The 18,216-nt window shown below is 68.4% G+C and carries 18 protein-coding genes; 14 read left to right on the top strand and 4 right to left on the bottom strand.

The genetic code is table 11. The annotated features are described in order from the left end of the window. Positions 1-94 precede the first annotated feature (94 nt). The 3 genes from Q1J95_RS07410 to rocD all read left to right on the top strand — a co-directional run bounded on the left by Q1J95_RS07410 (position 95) and on the right by rocD (position 3,282). Positions 95-1,009, top strand: coding sequence for an NAD(P)-dependent alcohol dehydrogenase (locus Q1J95_RS07410; protein WP_300266774.1), 915 nt, complete (start codon positions 95-97; stop codon positions 1,007-1,009). 182 nt (positions 1,010-1,191) lie between these two features. After that, positions 1,192-2,079, top strand: coding sequence for a dimethylargininase (ddaH, locus tag Q1J95_RS07405; RefSeq protein WP_300266773.1), 888 nt, complete (start codon positions 1,192-1,194; stop codon positions 2,077-2,079). Between the two features lie 6 nt (positions 2,080-2,085). Then, the gene (gene rocD / locus Q1J95_RS07400) at positions 2,086-3,282 is read left to right on the top strand and encodes an ornithine--oxo-acid transaminase (protein WP_300266772.1); all 1,197 of its coding nucleotides are present in this window, start codon (positions 2,086-2,088) and stop codon (positions 3,280-3,282) included. Between the two features lie 20 nt (positions 3,283-3,302). Here rocD and Q1J95_RS07395 read toward each other — a convergent pair whose 3' ends face one another. Then, positions 3,303-4,625: an MFS transporter gene (locus Q1J95_RS07395; protein WP_300266776.1), complete on the bottom strand. Its 1,323-nt coding sequence runs from the start codon at positions 4,623-4,625 to the stop codon at positions 3,303-3,305. Positions 4,626-4,690: 65 nt separating this feature from the next. Beyond that, complete coding sequence (locus tag Q1J95_RS07390; RefSeq protein WP_300266771.1) at positions 4,691-5,131, bottom strand: MarR family transcriptional regulator; 441 nt, start codon at positions 5,129-5,131, stop codon at positions 4,691-4,693. A 58-nt stretch (positions 5,132-5,189) separates the two neighbouring features. Here Q1J95_RS07390 and Q1J95_RS07385 point away from each other — a divergent pair, with 58 nt between their 5' ends. The 4 genes from Q1J95_RS07385 to Q1J95_RS07370 all read left to right on the top strand — a co-directional run bounded on the left by Q1J95_RS07385 (position 5,190) and on the right by Q1J95_RS07370 (position 8,956). Next, a complete protein-coding gene (locus tag Q1J95_RS07385; RefSeq protein ID WP_300266770.1) occupies positions 5,190-5,930 on the top strand; it encodes a copper homeostasis protein CutC in 741 nt (246 codons plus the stop codon). 32 nt (positions 5,931-5,962) lie between these two features. Then, a complete protein-coding gene (locus Q1J95_RS07380; RefSeq protein ID WP_300266769.1) occupies positions 5,963-6,817 on the top strand; it encodes an alpha/beta hydrolase in 855 nt (284 codons plus the stop codon). A 34-nt stretch (positions 6,818-6,851) separates the two neighbouring features. After that, positions 6,852-7,901 (top strand): biotin/lipoate A/B protein ligase family protein, encoded by a 1,050-nt coding sequence (locus Q1J95_RS07375; protein WP_300266768.1) that lies wholly within the window; start codon positions 6,852-6,854, stop codon positions 7,899-7,901. A gap of 137 nt (positions 7,902-8,038) precedes the next feature. Continuing rightward, positions 8,039-8,956, top strand: coding sequence for a site-specific DNA-methyltransferase (locus Q1J95_RS07370; RefSeq protein WP_300266775.1), 918 nt, complete (start codon positions 8,039-8,041; stop codon positions 8,954-8,956). A 3-nt stretch (positions 8,957-8,959) separates the two neighbouring features. On the opposite strand, the gene aztA is transcribed toward Q1J95_RS07370, so the two are convergent. After that, entirely contained in the window at positions 8,960-9,625 is a 666-nt protein-coding gene (gene aztA / locus Q1J95_RS07365) for a zinc ABC transporter ATP-binding protein AztA (RefSeq protein WP_300266767.1), read from the bottom strand. Positions 9,626-9,679: 54 nt separating this feature from the next. Here aztA and aztB point away from each other — a divergent pair, with 54 nt between their 5' ends. The 5 genes from aztB to manD all read left to right on the top strand — a co-directional run bounded on the left by aztB (position 9,680) and on the right by manD (position 15,222). Continuing rightward, on the top strand, positions 9,680-10,543 hold the full coding sequence (gene aztB / locus Q1J95_RS07360) for a zinc ABC transporter permease AztB (RefSeq protein ID WP_300266766.1): 864 nt from the start codon (positions 9,680-9,682) through the stop codon (positions 10,541-10,543). Further along, entirely contained in the window at positions 10,540-11,736 is a 1,197-nt protein-coding gene (locus Q1J95_RS07355) for a hypothetical protein (protein ID WP_300266764.1), read from the top strand. The genes aztB and Q1J95_RS07355 overlap by 4 nt, the downstream gene beginning before the upstream one ends. Beyond that, positions 11,733-12,644, top strand: a complete 912-nt coding sequence (locus tag Q1J95_RS07350) for a metal ABC transporter substrate-binding protein (RefSeq protein ID WP_300266763.1) — start codon at positions 11,733-11,735, stop codon at positions 12,642-12,644. Before Q1J95_RS07355 ends, Q1J95_RS07350 begins: the two co-directional genes overlap by 4 nt. 32 nt (positions 12,645-12,676) lie before the next feature. Continuing rightward, positions 12,677-13,867 (top strand): zinc metallochaperone AztD, encoded by a 1,191-nt coding sequence (gene aztD / locus Q1J95_RS07345; protein WP_300266762.1) that lies wholly within the window; start codon positions 12,677-12,679, stop codon positions 13,865-13,867. 116 nt (positions 13,868-13,983) lie between these two features. Further along, on the top strand, positions 13,984-15,222 hold the full coding sequence (manD, locus tag Q1J95_RS07340) for a D-mannonate dehydratase ManD (RefSeq protein ID WP_300266761.1): 1,239 nt from the start codon (positions 13,984-13,986) through the stop codon (positions 15,220-15,222). A gap of 36 nt (positions 15,223-15,258) precedes the next feature. Here the strand turns inward: manD and Q1J95_RS07335 are convergent, their stop codons facing one another. Next, positions 15,259-16,755, bottom strand: coding sequence for a carboxylesterase family protein (locus Q1J95_RS07335; RefSeq protein WP_300266760.1), 1,497 nt, complete (start codon positions 16,753-16,755; stop codon positions 15,259-15,261). A gap of 55 nt (positions 16,756-16,810) precedes the next feature. Here Q1J95_RS07335 and Q1J95_RS07330 point away from each other — a divergent pair, with 55 nt between their 5' ends. Together Q1J95_RS07330 and Q1J95_RS07325 are read left to right on the top strand one after the other, a co-directional pair. Continuing rightward, positions 16,811-18,007: an ROK family transcriptional regulator gene (locus Q1J95_RS07330; protein ID WP_366945542.1), complete on the top strand. Its 1,197-nt coding sequence runs from the start codon at positions 16,811-16,813 to the stop codon at positions 18,005-18,007. Beyond that, the coding region (locus Q1J95_RS07325) for a ChbG/HpnK family deacetylase (RefSeq protein WP_300266757.1) at positions 18,004-18,216 on the top strand (213 nt) is incomplete at its 3' end. The genes Q1J95_RS07330 and Q1J95_RS07325, both read left to right, overlap by 4 nt.

Raw genomic sequence — 18,216 nt, 5'->3', positions numbered from 1 at the left:
GACCCGTGGAGAGACTCAAAGACCGCCGAGCGACACAATGCCCGCCTGGCTGAACCGCGAATACGGCCCAGCCTGCGACACGAGCCAGGAAAGCGTGCCGACTCCTCAGCCCGGGCGCGGCGAGGCGCTGCTGCGCATCCGGGCTACCGCGCTCAACGCTGCCGATGTGAGGCTCATGCTGGGCGATCCGGTGCTGATGCGGCTCATGTTCGGGCTGAGGCGGCCGAAGCGGCCGATCCGCGGCAACGATGTCGCGGGCACCGTCGTCGCCGTCGGTGACGGGGTCGATTCTGCGCTGATCGGGTCAGAGGTGGTCGCCGAGCTCGACAGCGGCGGCCTCGCACCCTATGCCGTCACCCGCGTCGACAGGTTGGTCGCCCGTCCCGAGGCGCTCGCGCCCGAGCGTGCGGCCACTGTGCCGATTGCCGGCGGCTCGGCCGTGCAGGCGCTCGACGCCGCCGGAGTCGGCGCCGGCACGCGCGTGCTGATCATCGGAGCATCCGGGGGAGTGGGAACCTTCGCCGTGCAGCTCGCCGCGCTGCGCGGAGCGGACGTCTGGGCCACCTGCGGCGAGCCCAATCGCTCCCTCGTCGAATCGCTCGGGGCCACCCGCACCTTCGACTACCGCACAACTGACCTGTCCACGCTTCCCGGAGGCTTCGACGCGATCGTCGAGATCGCCGGAAAGCGTCCGCTGCGCCAGCTCATGCGCCTGCTGACACCGGACGGAACCGTTGCGGTCGTCGGCGGCGACGGTGGGCGAGTGCTGGGCCCGATTCCACGGATGCTGCAAGCCATGTTCCTCTCGCTCGGCTCTCGCCGAAGCATCCGCATGCTCGCGGCCACCGCGAAACGCGACGTGAACGAGAAGCTCATCTCGCTCATGGCCGCTGGGCGCATCGCGCCCGTGATCGAGCAGACCTATCCGTGGGACGCCGCGCCAGAAGCTCTCGCGCGAGTCGAGTCCGGGCGGACCGTCGGCAAGGTCGTGGTGCTCGGGCGGGAATGACCTGCGGGTGCGCGTAGTGGCGTGTGGCGCATACCCAGCAGCAGATGTCACAATAAATGCTGGCGTGCCCGCAGCGCATCTTCCCCCGCCGCGACATCTGAGACCATCGACGAGTCGCGAGAGGGTCGAACTTCCGCCGGGCCCCTGGACAGCGTCCGCCGCACCTCTCACAAGGAGCTCTCATGACGACGCCTGAAATCACCACCACCTCAGCGACCGGAGCGCGCACCGCGCAGCACCGGCGTTACCTGATGTGCCGCCCCGAGCACTTCACCGTCAGCTACACGATCAACCCCTGGATGGAGCCGGCCAAGCCCACCGACACCGCCAAGGCTGTCGCGCAGTGGCAGAAGCTGTACGACCTCTACCTCGAGCTCGGTCACGAGGTTGAACTGATCGATCCGCTCGAGGGCTACCCCGACATGGTCTACACGGCCAACGGGGGTTTCGTGATCGACGGGCGCGCTTACGTTCCCGAGTTCCGCTTCACCGAGCGTCAGGGCGAGGCGCCCGCGTTCGCCGAGTGGTTCCGGCAGAACGGCTTCGACACGGTCCTGCCGGAAGAGGTCAATGAGGGCGAGGGCGACTTCCTGCTCGTCGGCGACACGATCCTCGCCGGCACCGGCTTCCGCTCGACCGGAGACAGCCATCGTGAGGTCGGTGAGGTCTTCGGCCGCGAGGTCGTCTCGCTGAACCTCGTCGACCCCCGCTTCTACCACCTCGACACCGCGATCGCCGTGCTCGACCCGGTCGAAGGCGCTCGGAACGGCGGGCCCGAGAAGGCGAACATCGCCTACCTCCCCGGCGCTTTCGACGACGCCAGCCGGGCGACTCTCGAAGAGCGCTACCCCGACGCGATTCTCGTCTCCGATGAGGACGGCGCCGTGTTCGGATTGAATTCCGCCAGCGACGGGTACAACGTCATCATCTCCCCGCGCGCGAAGGGCTTTGAGAAGCAGCTGCGCGAACGCGGGTACAACCCCATCACCGTCGACCTGTCCGAGCTGCTGCTCGGCGGCGGCGGTATCAAATGCTGCACGCTGGAGCTGCGTGCCGCCGAGAAGGAGTAAGCGACCATGACGGAGCCGTCGACATCCCGCATTGAGGTGCACGTCGCCGAAAACTACAGCCCGCTGCCCGTGACCATCGCCACCGGCGAGGGGGCGTGGGTGACGGATGTCGACGGCAAGCGCTACCTCGACCTGCTCGCGGCCTACTCGGCGGTGAACTTCGGCCACCGGCATCCGGCCCTCCTCGCGGCTCTCACCGATCAACTCGGGCGCATCACGCTCACGAGCCGGGCATTCAAGAATGACCGCCTCGAGCCCTTCGCCGAGGCGCTCGCAGGGCTCTGCGGCAAAGAGATGGTGCTGCCGATGAACACCGGCGCCGAGGCCGTCGAGACCGGGATCAAGGTCGCGCGCGCGTGGGGCTACCGGGTCAGGGGCATCGCCGAGGGCCAGGCGCGCATCGTCGTGGCGGCCGGGAACTTCCACGGGCGCACGACGACGATCGTGAGCTTCAGCGACGATGATTCAGCCCGCACCGGCTTCGGGCCGTTCACGCCCGGTTTCGACGCGGTTCCGTTCGGAGATGCGGATGCCATCGCCGCCGCCATCACGGATGAGACCGCCGCCGTCCTGATCGAGCCCATCCAGGGTGAAGCCGGCGTTATCGTTCCGCCGGAGGGATATCTGCGTCGGGTGCGCGAGATCTGTGACCAGAAGAACGTGCTGTTCATCGCGGATGAGATCCAGGCCGGCCTCGGACGCGTCGGGGAGACGTTCGCCTGCGACCGCGAAGGTGTCGTTCCCGACCTGTACCTGCTGGGCAAGGCCCTCGGCGGCGGCATCCTGCCCGTGTCTGCCGTCGTCGGAAACCGCGACGTGCTCGGAGTGATCCGTCCCGGTGAGCACGGCTCGACCTTCGGCGGGAATCCGCTTGCCGCGGCTGTCGGGCTGCGCGTGGTCGAGATGCTCGAATCCGGCGAGTTCCAGGAGCGCGCGCGTGCCCTGGGCGAGCACCTGGATGCGGGCCTGCAGAAGCTCATCGGCCACGGCGTCACGACCGTGCGCGTCGCGGGGCTCTGGGCCGGCGTCGACATCGACCCGGAACGGGGCACCGGGCGAGAGATCAGCGAGAAGCTCATGGCGCGCGGCGTGCTGGTGAAGGACACGCACGGGCAGACGATCCGCATCGCGCCGCCGCTGGTCATCCGCGGCACCGAGATCGACTGGGCCCTGGATCAGCTGCGCCTGGTGCTGGAGGGCTGAGCGACCGGTGCCCTCGCGACTCAGTCGGTGCGCGGCAGGCGGATCGGCGTCGTGGACGCGACCTCGTCGCTGAAGGCCACCGGGTCGGTACGCGTGACGGAGATCGGCATCGTCTCATCGAGAGTGAGCTTGAAGCGGCTGTGCTCGCTGCGGCGCAGGCGGCCCGATACCAGCATCCACGTCACACCGACAGCCATGGCGAGCAGCCCCGCGATGCCGCCGACGAGGATCGCCGCCTGGGGTCCGGCGATGTCGGTGATCCAGCCGGCGATGGGCGCGCCGATCGGGGTCGAGCCCATCACGACGGCCATGTACAGCGCCAGCACACGTCCGCGCAGGGCGGGATCGGTCGTGGTCTGCACATAGCCGTTGGCTGTGGTCAGCAGCGTGACGGTGCAGAACCCGACGAAGATGAGCACGCTGGCGTAGGTCCAGTATGTCGGCATCCAGGTGGAGACGACGGATGCTGCGCCGAAACCGCCCGCAGCGATCACGAGTACGCGCACGCGGGCGCGGTCGCGTCGGGCGGCCAGGAGCGCACCGGCCAAGGACCCGATCGCCAGCACGGAGCTGAGCAGTCCGTAGCCGTCGGCGTCTCGACCGAACTCCAGCGCCATGGTCGACGCGAAGATCGGGAAGTTCATGCCGAAGGCACCGATGAGGAACACCATCAAGAACGTCACCTTGAGGTCGCCGCGTGCCCACACGTAGCGAAAGCCCTCGGCCAGACCCGTGCGGCCCTTGCTCTTCACTCGCGGCAGCAGCTCATTCACCCGGATCAGCGCGAGCGCGATGAGCATCGCGAGGAAGGTGGCGGCGTTGATGACGAACACCCACCCCGTGCCGACGGCCACGATCAGCAGCCCCGCGGCGGCCGGGCCGATGAGGCGCGCCATGTTGAAAGACGCGGAGTTGAGCGCCACGGCGTTCGACGCGTCTTCGACCGTCACCATGTCTGAGACGAACGCCTGTCGTGCCGGAGCGTCGAAGGCGTTGGTGATGCCGAAGGCCAGGGCGAAGCAGAACATGAGCGGCAGGGTCATGAGCCCGGTCAGCAGCAGCGCGGCAACGGCCAGAGCGAACACCATGAGGATCGACTGCGTGAGCAGCAGAATTTTGCGACGGTCGAAACGGTCAGCGACCCACCCGGTCACGCTCACCAGCGCCAGCGGCGGGCCGAACTGCAGGGCCATGGTGACGCCCATTGCCGTGGCGTCGTTGTCGGTGAGCTCGGTCAGCACCACCCAGTCCTGGGCGGTGGCCTGCATCCAGGTGCCGACGTTTGAGACGACCGCGCCCAGAAACCAGGTGCGGTAGTTGAAGGTCGAGAAGGAGCGGAACATGGCGGGGGCCGTGCGTCCGGCGGGTCGGCGCGATGCGCCGCCGGCGCGGCGAGCGGGGGTGGGGGTCATCGTTCGGCCACCTTCCGCATGAGGGCCGCAGCGGCGCGGAGGGTGGCGAGCTCACGATCGCTGAAGTCGAACTCGGCGAGGGCGTCGGCGAGCGCCGTGTCGCGTTTCTGTACGGTCGCGGTGACGACCGCGATCCCGGCATCCGTGATCTCGATGTGCACGCGGCGGCGGTCGGCGTCGTCGGGAACCCGGATGACGTGGCCGCTGGCGGCGAGGGCATCGACCGTGTTCGACATGGTCGGCGCGCTCACGCGTTCGCGCTGTGCCAGCTCGCCGACGGGAAGGCGGCCGTTGATGCGCAGACACGCGAGCACGGCGAACTGCGCGTCGCTCAAGCTGTCGACCGCGCGCTCGCGGCGAAGCCGGCGGGCGAGACGAAAGGTGGCAAGGCGGAGATCGGTCGCGGTGGCGTGGAGAAGATCTTCCGGTTCAGTCATTACTTAGCTAGTCTAACTAAGTTTTCTGGGTGTCGGGTCAGAGTCGCAGGGGAGCAGAATGGATGCCGTGACCATTGCGCTCGAACTCGCCGTCCAAGACACCGCCGGAGTCCGCATCGCCCACGAGCTCGGCGCTGCGCGGGTCGAACTCACCCAGGCCCTCGCGCTCGGCGGACTCACCCCGTCACCCGCCACGCTCGAGGTCGCGCTCGAAGCCGCGGGCACATGCGGGCCCGAGGTGCACGTGCTCATCCGGCCCCGACCCGGAGGGTTCCGCTACGACGCCGACGAGATCGCCGTGTCCGTGCGCGATATCGAGAGAGCTGTCCGTGCGGGCGCTGCTGGCGTGGTTGTCGGAGCCCTCGATGATGCGGGCGCGCTCGACCTCGACGTCATGAGCAGACTGCGAGACGCCGCAGCGGATGCCTCGGTCACCCTGCACCGCGCGATCGATCTCACCGCTGATCCGGTCGCGACCCTCGAGAGCGCCGTCGAGCTGGGCCTTCGCCGGGTGCTCACCTCGGGCGGAGCATCCACCGCGAGCGAGGGAATCGACACGCTGCGCGCGCTGGTGGCGGCAGCACAGGGGCGCATCGAGGTCATGGCCGGCAGCGGCGTGTCAGCCGACAGCGCGCGGGCGCTCGCCGACGTCGGCGTCGACGCCCTGCACTTCTCCGCCAAACGAGCGGTCGACCCTTCGGGGTCGGGCGCGATCGCCGATTCGATGGGCGGCCACGACGTCACCGACCGCGACGCGGCATTCGCCGTGCGGGCGGCGCTGGGGCGGGGAGCCCTCTGACATCCGCACGCGCGCATCCCTAGACTCGAACCATGCCCTCCACTTCCGAGTTCATCGACGCGCACGGCGTCACGATCGTCTATGACGTCCATGCTGCCGAGGGCGCGCCGCGCGGCGTCGTGCAACTGCTGCACGGCGTCGGCGAGCACGCCGGCCGCTACGCGGCGCTCATTGCCGACCTCACGGCGGCCGGCTTCGTCGTATACGCCGATGATCATCGCGGGCACGGCCGCACCGGCATCCTTCAGCATGGCTCGCCCGAGCAACTGGGCCGACTCGGTAAAGGAGGACTGCGCGCCGCGAAAGAGGCGATCTGGCAGCTCACGGGCGTCATCCGCGCCGAGCATCCCGACCTCCCGCTCGTGCTCTTCGGGCACTCATGGGGGTCGTTTCTCGCACAGAAGCTCGTGGCCGATCACCCCGAGGCGTGGGATGGGGTGGTCCTGTCGGGATCGGCTCTGCTGACGCCGCGCGACCTCAACGCTGCGCCGCTCAACGCCCGGTGGGAGGGCGAGTCCGCCACCGGGTATGAGTGGCTCAGCCGCGACACGGCGGTGTGGAAGGAGTTCGACGACGACCCGCTGACGACGAACGTTCCGCTGTTGAAGCTGTTCGGTCCGATCGAAGCCCTCAAGCTCTACGGGCGCCCGCCGAAGAACCTCGGTCACGACATCCCCATGCTGCTGATGGTCGGGCGCGACGATCCCGTCGGCGGCGCGCACAGCGTGCACAAGCTCGCCGACCAGTACCGCACGCGATCGGGACTGACCGATGTGACGACGCTCGTATATCCTGACGCCCGGCACGAGATCTTCAACGAGCTGCAGCAGCACGAGGTGCGCGCCGACCTCCTCGCCTGGCTGGGCAAGCACTTCCCTGCTGTCTGAGTCGCCTCGCGCTTCGACGGCTTAAGCTGTACACGTGCATGGTGAGTACAAAGTTCCCGGTGGAAAACTCGTCGTCGTCGACCTGGAGGTCGCCGGTGGCGTTCTGACCGACTTCCGGCTGGCGGGCGATTTCTTCCTCGAACCCGACACGGCGCTCGACGCGATCAACGCGGCGGTCAACGGTCTTCCGGCGGAGTCGGACGCCACGGTCATCGCGGCGGCGATTCGCGAGGCCCTGCCGGCCGGAGCGCAGCTGCTCGGCTTCAACCCCGAGGCCGTCGGCACAGCCATTCGTCGCGCCCTGGTCACAGCCCCCGGCTGGAGCGACTTCGACTGGGAGATCGTGCATGAGAAGGCCGTGTCGCCGCGCATGAACCTCGCCCTCGACGAGGTTCTCACAGCCCGGGTCGGTGAGGGTCGTCGGCGCCCGACGCTGCGCATCTGGGAGTGGGACGAATCCGCCGTCGTCATCGGCTCGTTCCAGTCGTATCGCAACGAGGTCGACCCCGACGGCGCGGCCAAGCACGGCTTCGATGTCGTACGTCGAATCTCGGGCGGCGGCGCCATGCTCATGGCCGCCGGGCAGATCATCACCTACTCGCTGTATGTTCCGGCATCCCTCGTGCAGGGGATGACCTTCGCCGACTCGTACGCGTTCCTCGACGACTGGGTGCTGCAGGCGCTGCGCTCGATCGGGATCGAGGCGACCTATCAGCCCCTCAACGACATCGCGAGCCCTACGGGCAAGATCGGCGGCGCGGCGCAGAAGCGCCTCGCCAACGGCGGCGTTCTGCACCACGCGACCATCTCGTACGACATCGACGGTCAGGTCATGACCGAAGTGCTGCGCATCGGCAAAGAGAAGCTGAGCGACAAGGGCACGGCGTCGGCGGCGAAGCGGGTCGATCCGCTGAGTACGCAGAGCGGCCTCAGTCGTGCGGAGATCATCGAGAGCTTCAAGAAGACGTTCCGCTCGCTCACGAACGCGGAAGACGGCGCGATCGCCGACGACGAGTACGCCGCGGCAGAAGCGCTCGTCGAATCGAAGTTCGCGACGGACGCGTGGCTTCACCGCGTGCCGTGAGCGGCGATCCGGGTGCTGGGGGTGAGCACCAACTTCGGAGAAAAGCACGTTCTGCGGACGAATCAGAAGAATCTCTCCGAGATAAGCGCACATCTCCGAGCGAAGCGCTCGCCCCCGATCAGGGCACGGTCACCCTCATTCACGGCGACAACCTGGCCGTGGCGCGCACATTGCCCTCGGCCTCCTTCACTCTCGTGTATCTCGACCCGCCCTTCAACACCGGCCGCGTGCAGGAACGGCAGCTGGTCACCGCCCGCCGCACGGTCACAACTCAGCAAGGACCGGCCGGTCCAGCGCCCGAAACCGCAGAGTCAGCCGATTCTGCCGAGGTCTTGCGGAGTCATGCGCCGGCACCGGCACCGACGAAGCCGCGCGAGATCCGACACGGCTTCCACGGGCACGAGTACGAGCGGGTGCGGGGGATGCTGCGCACATACGACGACCGCTTCGACGACTACGGCGAGTTCTTGGTGCCGCGGCTGGAAGAGGCGTGGCGCCTGCTCGCCGATGACGGCACGCTGTATCTGCATCTCGACTACCGCGAGGCGCATTACGCCAAGGTCATGCTTGACGCGGTGTTCGGCCGCGAGTGCTTTCTCAACGAGTTGATCTGGGCGTACGACTACGGCGCGAAGTCCCGGCGCCGGTGGCCGACCAAGCATGACACGATCCTCGTGTACGTGAAGTCACCCGGCAAACACGTCTTCAACGCCGACGACATCGACCGCGAGCCCTATATGGCGCCGGGCCTCGTCACGGCGGAGAAGGCTGCACGCGGAAAGCTTCCGACCGACGTCTGGTGGCACACGATCGTTCCGACGACCGGGCGTGAGAAGACGGGGTATCCGACTCAGAAGCCCGAGGGAATTCTGCGCCGCATCGTGCAGGCGTCGAGCCGCCCGGGCGATCGTGTGCTCGACCTGTTCGCGGGGTCGGGAACGACCGGCGCGGTGGCGTCTGCCCTGGGGCGCGACGCCGTGCTCGTCGATGACAATCCGGAGGCTATTCGCGTGATGCGCGAGCGGATGCCGCATGCCGAGGTCGTGCGCCGCTGACGCTCAGGTGCGCACGGTCGCCAGTCCGTCGTGGAGCTCGAGGATGACGTCGATCGAACCGAGTTCGCTGACATCGTGCGTGACGACGATCACGGCCGCTCCGTTCTGTGTCAGGCGGGTGATGGCGGTGGTGATGATGGTGCGCGACCGTGCGTCGAGCCCGGCCATCGGCTCATCGAGGAGCACGAGGTCTGCGCGCTGGACGAGTGCTTGCGCGAGCAGCGCCCGCTGACGCTGTCCTCCCGAGAGCGCGCCGATCGGTCGACGGGCGAGGTCGGTGAGCTCGACGGATGCGATCGCGTCGGCCACGGCGGCCCGGTCGGACGTGCGGGCTCGGCGCCACGCGCCCAGGCGCGCCCACGACCCCATCGCGACGACATCGGTGACGCTCAGTGGCAGGTGCGCGGCCAGTGGCGTCGACTGCGGGACGAGGGCGATGCGCGTCTTCGGGCGCAGAGAGACGGTTCCGCGGTGCGGGGCGATGAGTCCGGCCGCGACGGACAGCAGCGTGGATTTTCCTGAGCCGTTCGAGCCGACCACGGCGAGCAGTCGGCCCGCGTGCGCGTGCGCATCGACTCCGCGCAACGCAGCATGCCCGTCGAGATCGACGGCGACATCGCGAAGTGAGAGCACGAGGGTGGTCGGCAGTGGGAACGCAGGGGAAGACACGCCCCCATTATTGCAAATGAAAATCATTCTCAATAAGTGCTACAGTCGCTCACTGTGTCACTCCTGTTCGAGCCGTTCGCCCTCGCGTTCGTGCAACGCGCCCTGATCGTCGGCGCTCTGGTCGCTGTCATCTGCGCTGTCGTCGGCACGTGGGTCGTGCTGCGCGGCATGGCCTTTCTCGGCGAGGCGATGGCGCACGGCATGCTCCCCGGCATCGCCGCCGCCACGCTCCTCGGCATCCCGCCGGTCTTCGGCGCCGCGGTCAGCGCCGCGGCCATGTCTGCCGGAATCGGGATGCTGCAACGCCGCGGGCGCCTGTCGGCAGACACGAGCATCGGACTGCTGTTCGTCGCCAGCCTCGCCCTCGGCGTCATCATCATCTCGGCGTCGCGCAGCTTCGCCACCGATGTCACAGCGATCCTCTTCGGCGACATTCTGGCGACGACGGTGGACGACCTCGTCATGCTCGCCGTGGTCGCGGCCGTCACGCTCGCGGTGGCGATGGTCGGTCACCGTTCGTTCGTCGCGCTCACGGTCGACCCTCGGCAGGCGCGGATGCTCGGCCTGCACCCGCGCTCCGCCCAGGTCGTCCTGGTCGGTCTCATCACGCTCGCGGTCGTCGCCGCCTATCAGGCGGTCGGCTCGCTGCTCGTGGTCGGGATGCTGCTCGGTCCCGCGGTGGCGGCCGGATGCTGGGCGCGCCGCATCCCGTCGACCATGGCGCTCGCCGCGCTGTTCGGCGCGGCAGCCGTCGTCGTCGGAATGCTGCTCTCGTGGCACCTCGAGACGGCAGCGGGCGCGACGATCGCTCTGGCCGCGATTCTCGGCGCCGCGGGCTCGAGCCTCGTTCGCCAGCTGCTGCCGCGCGGCGTCGACCGACGTGAGAAATCTGAAAACAATGCAGAAAGGCTCGTATGAAGACCCGCCTCGCCGCGGCCTGCGGCATCGTCCTGCTCGCCCTGACGGGGTGCGCCGCCATCGAACCGGCCGCGCCACCCGAACCCAGCACCGCCGCCGGACACGGTGCGATTCCCGGCGCGCAGGAACTCGCCGAACCCGCCTTGCACCTCGCCGCTGTCGATGCGGCAGGCATCGTGCACCACCTCGATCTGCTTGACGAACATGAGTCGGTGCTCGCCGAGATCGAGCCCATTGACGAGCTCGTCTCCGACGGCCGCTACCTGTTCGGGATCCGCGATGGCTCGGTGACCGTGATCGACAGCGGCGTCTGGACGCGCAGCCACGGCGACCACTTCCACTATTACGAGGCGCCCGCGCGCGTGCTCGGAGAGATCGATGGCCAGGGCCGGGCGGCGGTGGTCGCTGGAGCGAGCGGCATCGGCATCCGCTTCGACGACGAAGCCGTGCTCGTCGAGGCGGCCGCGCTGGGCGAGGGCGAGATCGTCGAGAGCTTCCGCATCGACATCGCGCCGCATACCGGATTCGTCGTACCTCTCGCGGAGGGCGCCGCCGTCACCGAGCCCGATGACACAGGCGCCGTGCGTTCGCTGCGCATGGTCGACGCCGACGGCGCGCCGCAGGATTCGGTTCCGTGCGAGGCTGCGGCGGGCACGATCGCGACGGTCGTCGGCACGGTCGTCGGATGCTCCGATGCGGCCCTGCTCGCGGTCGACGGTGACCCGGCGGCGTGGGAACGCATCGCCTATCCGACGGATGCGGTCGCACCAGCCACCTCGTTCGCCGCTCGCGAGGGCCGGCCCACCGTTGCCGCCGTCGCGGGTGATTCCGGCATCTGGCTGTTGGATACGCGCGAGCGCAGCTGGTCGCACGTCGAGCTGGGGGAGCAGGTCATCCGTGTCGGCGCGGTCGACGACGACGCGGGCCGCGTGCTGGCTTTGACCGCGACCGGCGCTGTGCTCGTGATTGCCGAGGGCGAGGTCATCGCACGTACGGAGCCGCTCGTGGCGGCGTCGCTCGCCGACCCTGAGACGGCAGCCGGTGTGGCCTTCGTGATCGACCAGCATCGTGCCTATCTGAACGGCCCCGCCGAGAAGGCGATGTGGGAGATCGACCCCGCTGACGACGCGCGGATCTCACGGACGTTCCCGGCCGAGACGGAGCCGGTGCACTTCGCGGGGACCGGACGATGAACCGCGCAGCACGCGTCGTCGCCGGGCTGCTCGCGGGCGCCTTCGCCGCGGGGGTGCTCGCCGGATGCGCCGGTGCGACGGACGAGCGGCCGACCGTGTATGTCACGACCAATATCCTCGGCGACGTCGTCTCCGAGCTCGCCGACGACCAGTTCGAGGTCGTCACCCTGATGCCGCCCGGGGCTGATCCGCATTCGTTCGAGCTCTCGGCCCGGCAGGCGGCAGGGCTGCGGGATGCCGATCTGATCATCGCCAACGGGCTCGGGCTGGAAGAGGGGCTCGCTCAGCACGTCGATGCGGCGGCCGCCGAGGGGGCGACCGTCGTCGAGGCGGGGGTCTATGTCGATGTGCTCGATTACGCCGACGACGCGGGCCCCGATCCGCATTTCTGGACGGATCCGACGCAGATGATCAGCGTGGTCGACGAAATCGCGCCCCTGCTGACCGAACTCGACGGCGTGCCGGCAGCGAGCATCCGCGCGGCGGCTGACGGCTATCGTGCCGAGCTGATCGAGCTCGATGAGCACATGGCGTCAACGCTGGCGCAGATCCCCGCTGAGCACCGGGCGCTCGTGACGAATCACCACGTGTTTGGCTACCTCGCCCGGCGGTACGACGTGACGCTGCTGGGCGCGGCGATTCCCGGCGGGACGACGCTCGCGGCGCCGAGTCCGGCTGATCTCGAGAGTCTGGTCTCGGCGATCGACACGGCGGGCGTCGGCACGATCTTCGCCGAGTCCTCGCAACCGGATCGGCTCGTGCAGGTACTCGCCGACGAGGCCGATCGCGACGTGGCCGTGGTCGAGCTCATCACCGAGTCGCTCGCTCCGGCCGGCGAGCCCGGCGACAGCTACCTCGACATGATGCGTGTCAATACCGAACGCATCGCCCAGGGCCTGAGCCCATAACCGCGCCCGATGGCGCAACGAAAGGAAGAAGAATGACACAGCTGAGCACAATCGCCCGCAGCGCGATCGCGGTGGGTATCGCCGCGATGGCGCTGACCGGGTGCGCCGCCGGAGCCGCCGGGCAGGATTCCGACGATCAGACGATGAGCACGGATGCCGCGGCAGAGGGCCCGCGGGTCGCCATCGCCTACGCCGGAGGCGTGCTCGTCGTCGATGGCGAGTCGCTCGAGGTGATCGATGACCTGCCGTCGGAAGACTTCGTGCGTCTGAACAGCGCTGGTGATGGTCGTCACGCGTTCGTCAGCACGTCTGAAGGGTTTCAGCTGCTTGACGTGCACGAGCCTGAGCTGACCGAGCTGGTGGTCGAGGCGGGTGCGGCCGGGCACGTGGTGCGGCACGCGGGCAAGACCGTGCTGTATGACGACGCGACCAGCGACACGACGATCTTCGACACCGACGCGCTCGCCGATGTCGACGGCAGCTTCCCCGAGGCGAAGGTCATCGAGGGGGCCGAGGCGCATCACGGAGTGTCCGTGCTTCTCGAGGACGGCACGATCGTCACGACCGTCGGCGACGAGAACAGCCGCTCCGGCATCCGTGCGGTGGGTGCCGACGGCACCGAGATCGCCGCGAGCGACCAGTGCCCCAGCGTGCACGGCGAGGGCACCGCGAAAGACGAGACGGTCGTCTTCGGCTGCGAGAACGGCGCGCTCGTGTACCACGACGGTGAGATCACGAAGCTGACCTCGCCCGATGAGTACGGCCGTATCGGCAACGCCTATGTCACCGAGAGCAGCGAGCTCGTCGTCATGGATTATAAGGACGACCCGGATGCCGAGGGGTCGCTGTTGCAGAACATCGCACTCATCGACACCGAGGCGCAGACCCTCGAGAAGGTCGCTCTGCCGGAGGGCATCAGCTACACCTGGCGCGGCGTCGTTCGCGCGCCCTCCGGTGAGGTGCTGATGATCGGCACCGACGGCAGGCTGCACGTGATCGACCCGGCGACCGGCGAGATCACGGATTCGTTCGCGGCGATCGAGCCGTGGGAGGGGCCCGCCGAATGGCAGGAGGAGCACCCCGCCATCGCCCTGCACGACGGCGTCGTCTACGTGACGGACTCGGCGAACAGCCAGATCGTGGCGCTGGATGTCTCCACCGGGGAGGAGCTCGCCAGCGGTGAGCTTCCCGAGGTGCCCGACGAGATCGTCGTAGTCGGATAAGCGCGGGGTCAGACAGCGCGCACGACCTCTCCCGCGGGGAGCAGGCGGTGCCGATATCGTTGACGGTATCGGCACCGCAGCCGCATGCGCGGTGCACGGGCATCCACGGAGGAACCATGATCATCGACAAGGCTGAAGTCATCGTCACCAGCCCCGACCGCAACTTCGTCACGCTGAAGCTGACGACGAACGATGGTCACACCGGCCTGGGGGATGCGACGTTGAACGGCCGCGAGTTGTCGGTCGTCGCGTATCTGCAGGAGCATGTGGTTCCGTTGCTGATCGGTTCGGATGCCTCGCGCATCGAAGACACCTGGCAGTTCCTCTACCGCTCGGCATACTGGCGCCGCGGCCCGGTGACGATGGCCGCTATCGCCGCTGTCGACATGGCGCTGTGGGACATCAAGGCCAAGGCCGCGGGTATGCCGCTGTATCAGCTGCTCGGCGGCGCGTCCCGTTCGGGGCTGCTTGCGTACGGCCACGCCTCGGGTAAGGAGCTGTCTGAGCTGTTCGACAGCATCCGCTCGCACCAGGATCAGGCATATCGGGCGATCCGCGTGCAGACCGGCGTGCCGGGGCTCAAAGCCATCTACGGAATCGCATCGCAGGCGGCCGACGCCGGCGGCGGCGAAGCCCGCTACGACCACGAGCCCGCACGCCGGGGCGCCAAGCCCATGCAGGAAGACTGGGACACCCGCTCCTACCTGCGCCACCTCCCCGGTGTGTTCGAAGCCGTGCGCAACGAGTTCGGCCCCGAGCTGCCATTGCTGCACGACGGACACCACCGCATGACGCCTCTGCAGGCCGCGAAGCTCGGCAAAGAGCTCGAGCCCTACGACCTGTTCTGGCTCGAAGACTGCACCCCGGCCGAGAGCCACGAGGCACTCAAGCTCGTGCGCCAGCACACCACCACGCCGCTCGCGATCGGTGAGGTCTTCAACACCGTGTGGGACTTCAAGGACATCGTCCGCGATCAGCTGATCGACTATGTCCGCGGCGCGGTCACTCACATGGGTGGCATCACCCCGCTGAAGAAGACCATGGAGTACGCGTCGCTGTACCAGATCAAATCGGGCTTCCACGGACCGACCGACATCTCGCCGGTCGGTATGGCCGCGCAGATGCATCTGGGGCTGGCGATTCACAATTTCGGCATCCAGGAGTATATGCAGCACGGCGCCAAGACCGACGAGGTGTTCGAGCAGTCCTTCACCTGGCAGAACGGTCTGCTGCACCCGGGCGACGAACCGGGCATCGGTGTCGAACTCAACGCCGACGAGGCAGGCAAGTATCCGTACGAGCAGGCCTACCTGCCCTACAACCGCCTCGCCGATGGAACGATGCATGACTGGTGAGTGAGAGTGCGCCGCCGATCTGCGAGACGGCGTAACTCATCCAGCATCCGTCGGCGAGGGGCGCACCACCAGCGCGAGCGTGCTGTCGTAGGCGTCGGCGGTGACAACCCGGCCTGCCGTGTCGCCGAACACCCGCGTCGTTCCGGGGTCCGTTCGCCACGCCGGCCATCCGGGGTCGCCGTCGACGATCATCGCCACGGCGGCGGCGTGCATCTCATCCGCCAGCGGCTGCGGCGGGTGCGGCCCCGCGAGGGCGGCGACGCGTTCGCGGCCGAGGCCGTCGAACCAGAACGGCACGTCGAGGCAGTGGCACGCCCACCCCTTGGTCGGCGACACCCAGGAGAATCGGTACGTCCAGGTCGCGGCATCCGCTTCGCTGCGTGCCTGGGCGACACGGGGAACCAGACTCCGGAAGATGTCGTCGCTCACGAATCGTCCGACCATCGCGGCGCTGCCCTTGGCGCACTGCTCGCGATTCGCCGCGAGGTAGGCGCGTCGCGTCCGAGCGTGCCGCAGGAAGGGCATCAGCAGCAGCCCCGGCGGCACCAACCGCGCGTGGCGGCCGTGTTCGACGGCGACCATGGTGAACTCATCATCCGTGGCGCCCAGCAGCAGCGGTTTGTCTGCGCCGATGCCGGATTCGAGCGATTCGACGGTGGGGCGCGGGATCAGGTCGCCGTCGACCATCGGCCCCCAGGGCAGACCGCCGGCGAGCAGGTCGAGCACCATGCGAACCCCGGCGCGAGGCGTAGCCGCCTTGGGCTGGAGCTGACGGATGCGGCGCTCGCTCAGGCCGCGCAATCCATCGACGTCCGGCTCGACACCGCCCAGCGTCGCGAGCCGCTGGCCACGCCGGCGTGCGGTCTCACGGGGGATGTCGGCGATCGCGCCCGAGAAAGACATGGCGGCGTGGAACAGGTGCTGCACCTGCGGCATCCCGAGCAGCGTCAGCACCGCGCCGCCGCCGGCGGACTGCCCGCCGATCGTGACGCGGCCGGGGTCTCCGCCGAACGACGCGATGTTCTGCTGCACCCATTCGAGTGCGGCGATCCAGTCGAGCACGCCGCGATTGTGCGGCGCGTTCTCGATGTATCCGAAACCGTCGAAGCCGAGCCGGTACGAGAGCGACACCGTCACGACGCCGTCGCGATTGAATGCGCTGCCGTCGTACCACGGGCTCGCAGGTGAGCCTTCTGTGTAGCCGCCGCCGTGGATCCACACCAGCACGGGGAGGGATCCGTCCAGTGCGGGTGTGAAGACGTTGACGTTGAGGGTGCTCTCACCCGCGATCGCCGGTTCGGGAATCAGCGTGTCCGAGCCGGTGACCCGCAGCGCGGTCGCACCGTATTCCGTGCAGTCGCGCTCGTCGCTCCAGAATTCCGGCGGCGCGGGAGCGGCGAAGCGCAGGTCGCCGACCGGTGGTTTCGCGAACGGGATGCCGAGAAACGCGGCGGATGCCTCGGGGGTGCCGTGCCCGCGCCAGACGCCGCGCACGGGGCCGGAGAAGGTCGTGACGACGGGCGCATCGGTCATGGCAACTTCTCCTCGCAAGAGCGTTCTCAGCGTATCGACCTACGATGTGAACACGGTGTCGCGCAAGTGGGACACTTTGTGTCATACTGTCCCGAACGAAGTACGAGGAAGCGTAGTGACAAGACCTCTCGCGGGGCCGCAGACCCTGTTGCGATCGTTGAACGCGCGAGCGATCTTGGAGACCCTGGCCCGACGGGGTCACCTGACTCGTGCCGAGTTGATGAGTGAGACCGGGTTGTCGCGGACGGCTGTGACTCAGGTTCTGAGAATGCTCGAAGCTGGGGACGCCGTAGCATCCGCTGGGGAGGATCGAGCCACCCGCGGTCCGGCGGCGACCCGGGTCTCACTGAATCCGAACCTCGGGCTCGCAGCCGCGGTGCACGTCGACCACCGCTCAGTGAGTGTGTGCCTGGTCGATCCCTCCGGCACGGTCCGTGCCGAGGCGCTCGCCCGCTACAGCGCTGTCGACGATCATGCGCAGCACATCATCGAGCTCATCGAGATGTGCCTGCGCGATGCGCCCGGCGTGCTCGTGTGCGCCGTGATCGGCATGCCCGGGATCGTCACCGCCGACGGCAGCGTGCGCAACGATCGCGGACCCGACGGCGGTGCGTTCCGCGCGGCACTCGTGGCCGCCCTCGACTGCGAGGTGCAGATCGAGAACGACGTCAATCTCGCGGCCCTCGCTGAATGGGGCTCCGGCGAGGGCGAAGACCTCGCCAGCTTCGCGCTGCTCATGCTCGATGACGGCCTCGGCGCGGGCATCGTCATCGACGGGAAGCTGCACCGTGGAGCATCCGGCATCGCCGGCGAAGTGCAGTTTCTGCCGCAGTCGCCGTTGCCGATCGCCGCTCCCGTGCTGGGCGATACGGTCGTCGCCGACCTCGCGCTCACGCACGGACGCGACCCCGAAGCGCCCATGCACGTTCACCTCGAGGCATGCGCCGACGGCGACCCAGCCGCGATGCAGATGGTTGACGAGATGGCGCGCCGCCTTGTGATCGTCGCCGGGAGCATCACGCTCGTGCTCGACCCCGCCGCCTTCGTGCTGGCCGGGTACGCGACGCATCCGAGTTTCGTTGAACGCATCCGGCGCACCGCCGACGAGTTCGCCGAGATGCTGCCTCTGCGGTTCCTCGTGTCGAGCTTCGGGCGCGAGGCGCCGCTTCTCGGAGCGATCGACGAGGCCGCCGCGATGCTGCGCGACACCGTGTTCGAACGCATCCTCGCCTCTCCGCGGAGAGCGACGTGACCGCGCCTTCAGCGCTGACGATGCGACTGGGCCTCGCGCCCGATGCGCGTGCGATCATCGTCAACGCGGACGACTTCGGCATGTGCCACGCGGCCAACGAGGCCATCGCCGACCTGCTTGCGGCCGGTCACCTCGACTCGGCCACCGTGATGGTGCCGTGCCCATGGGCGCCGGAGGCGCTGACCTTCGCCGCCGCGCACCCAGAGCTG

The sequence above is a fragment of the Microbacterium sp. genome, assembly GCF_029263575.1.
Taxonomy (GTDB): Bacteria; Actinomycetota; Actinomycetes; order Actinomycetales; family Microbacteriaceae; genus Microbacterium.
The sequence above is the reverse complement of the archived record's forward strand: the minus strand, read 5'-3'. Positions and strand labels throughout refer to the sequence as shown.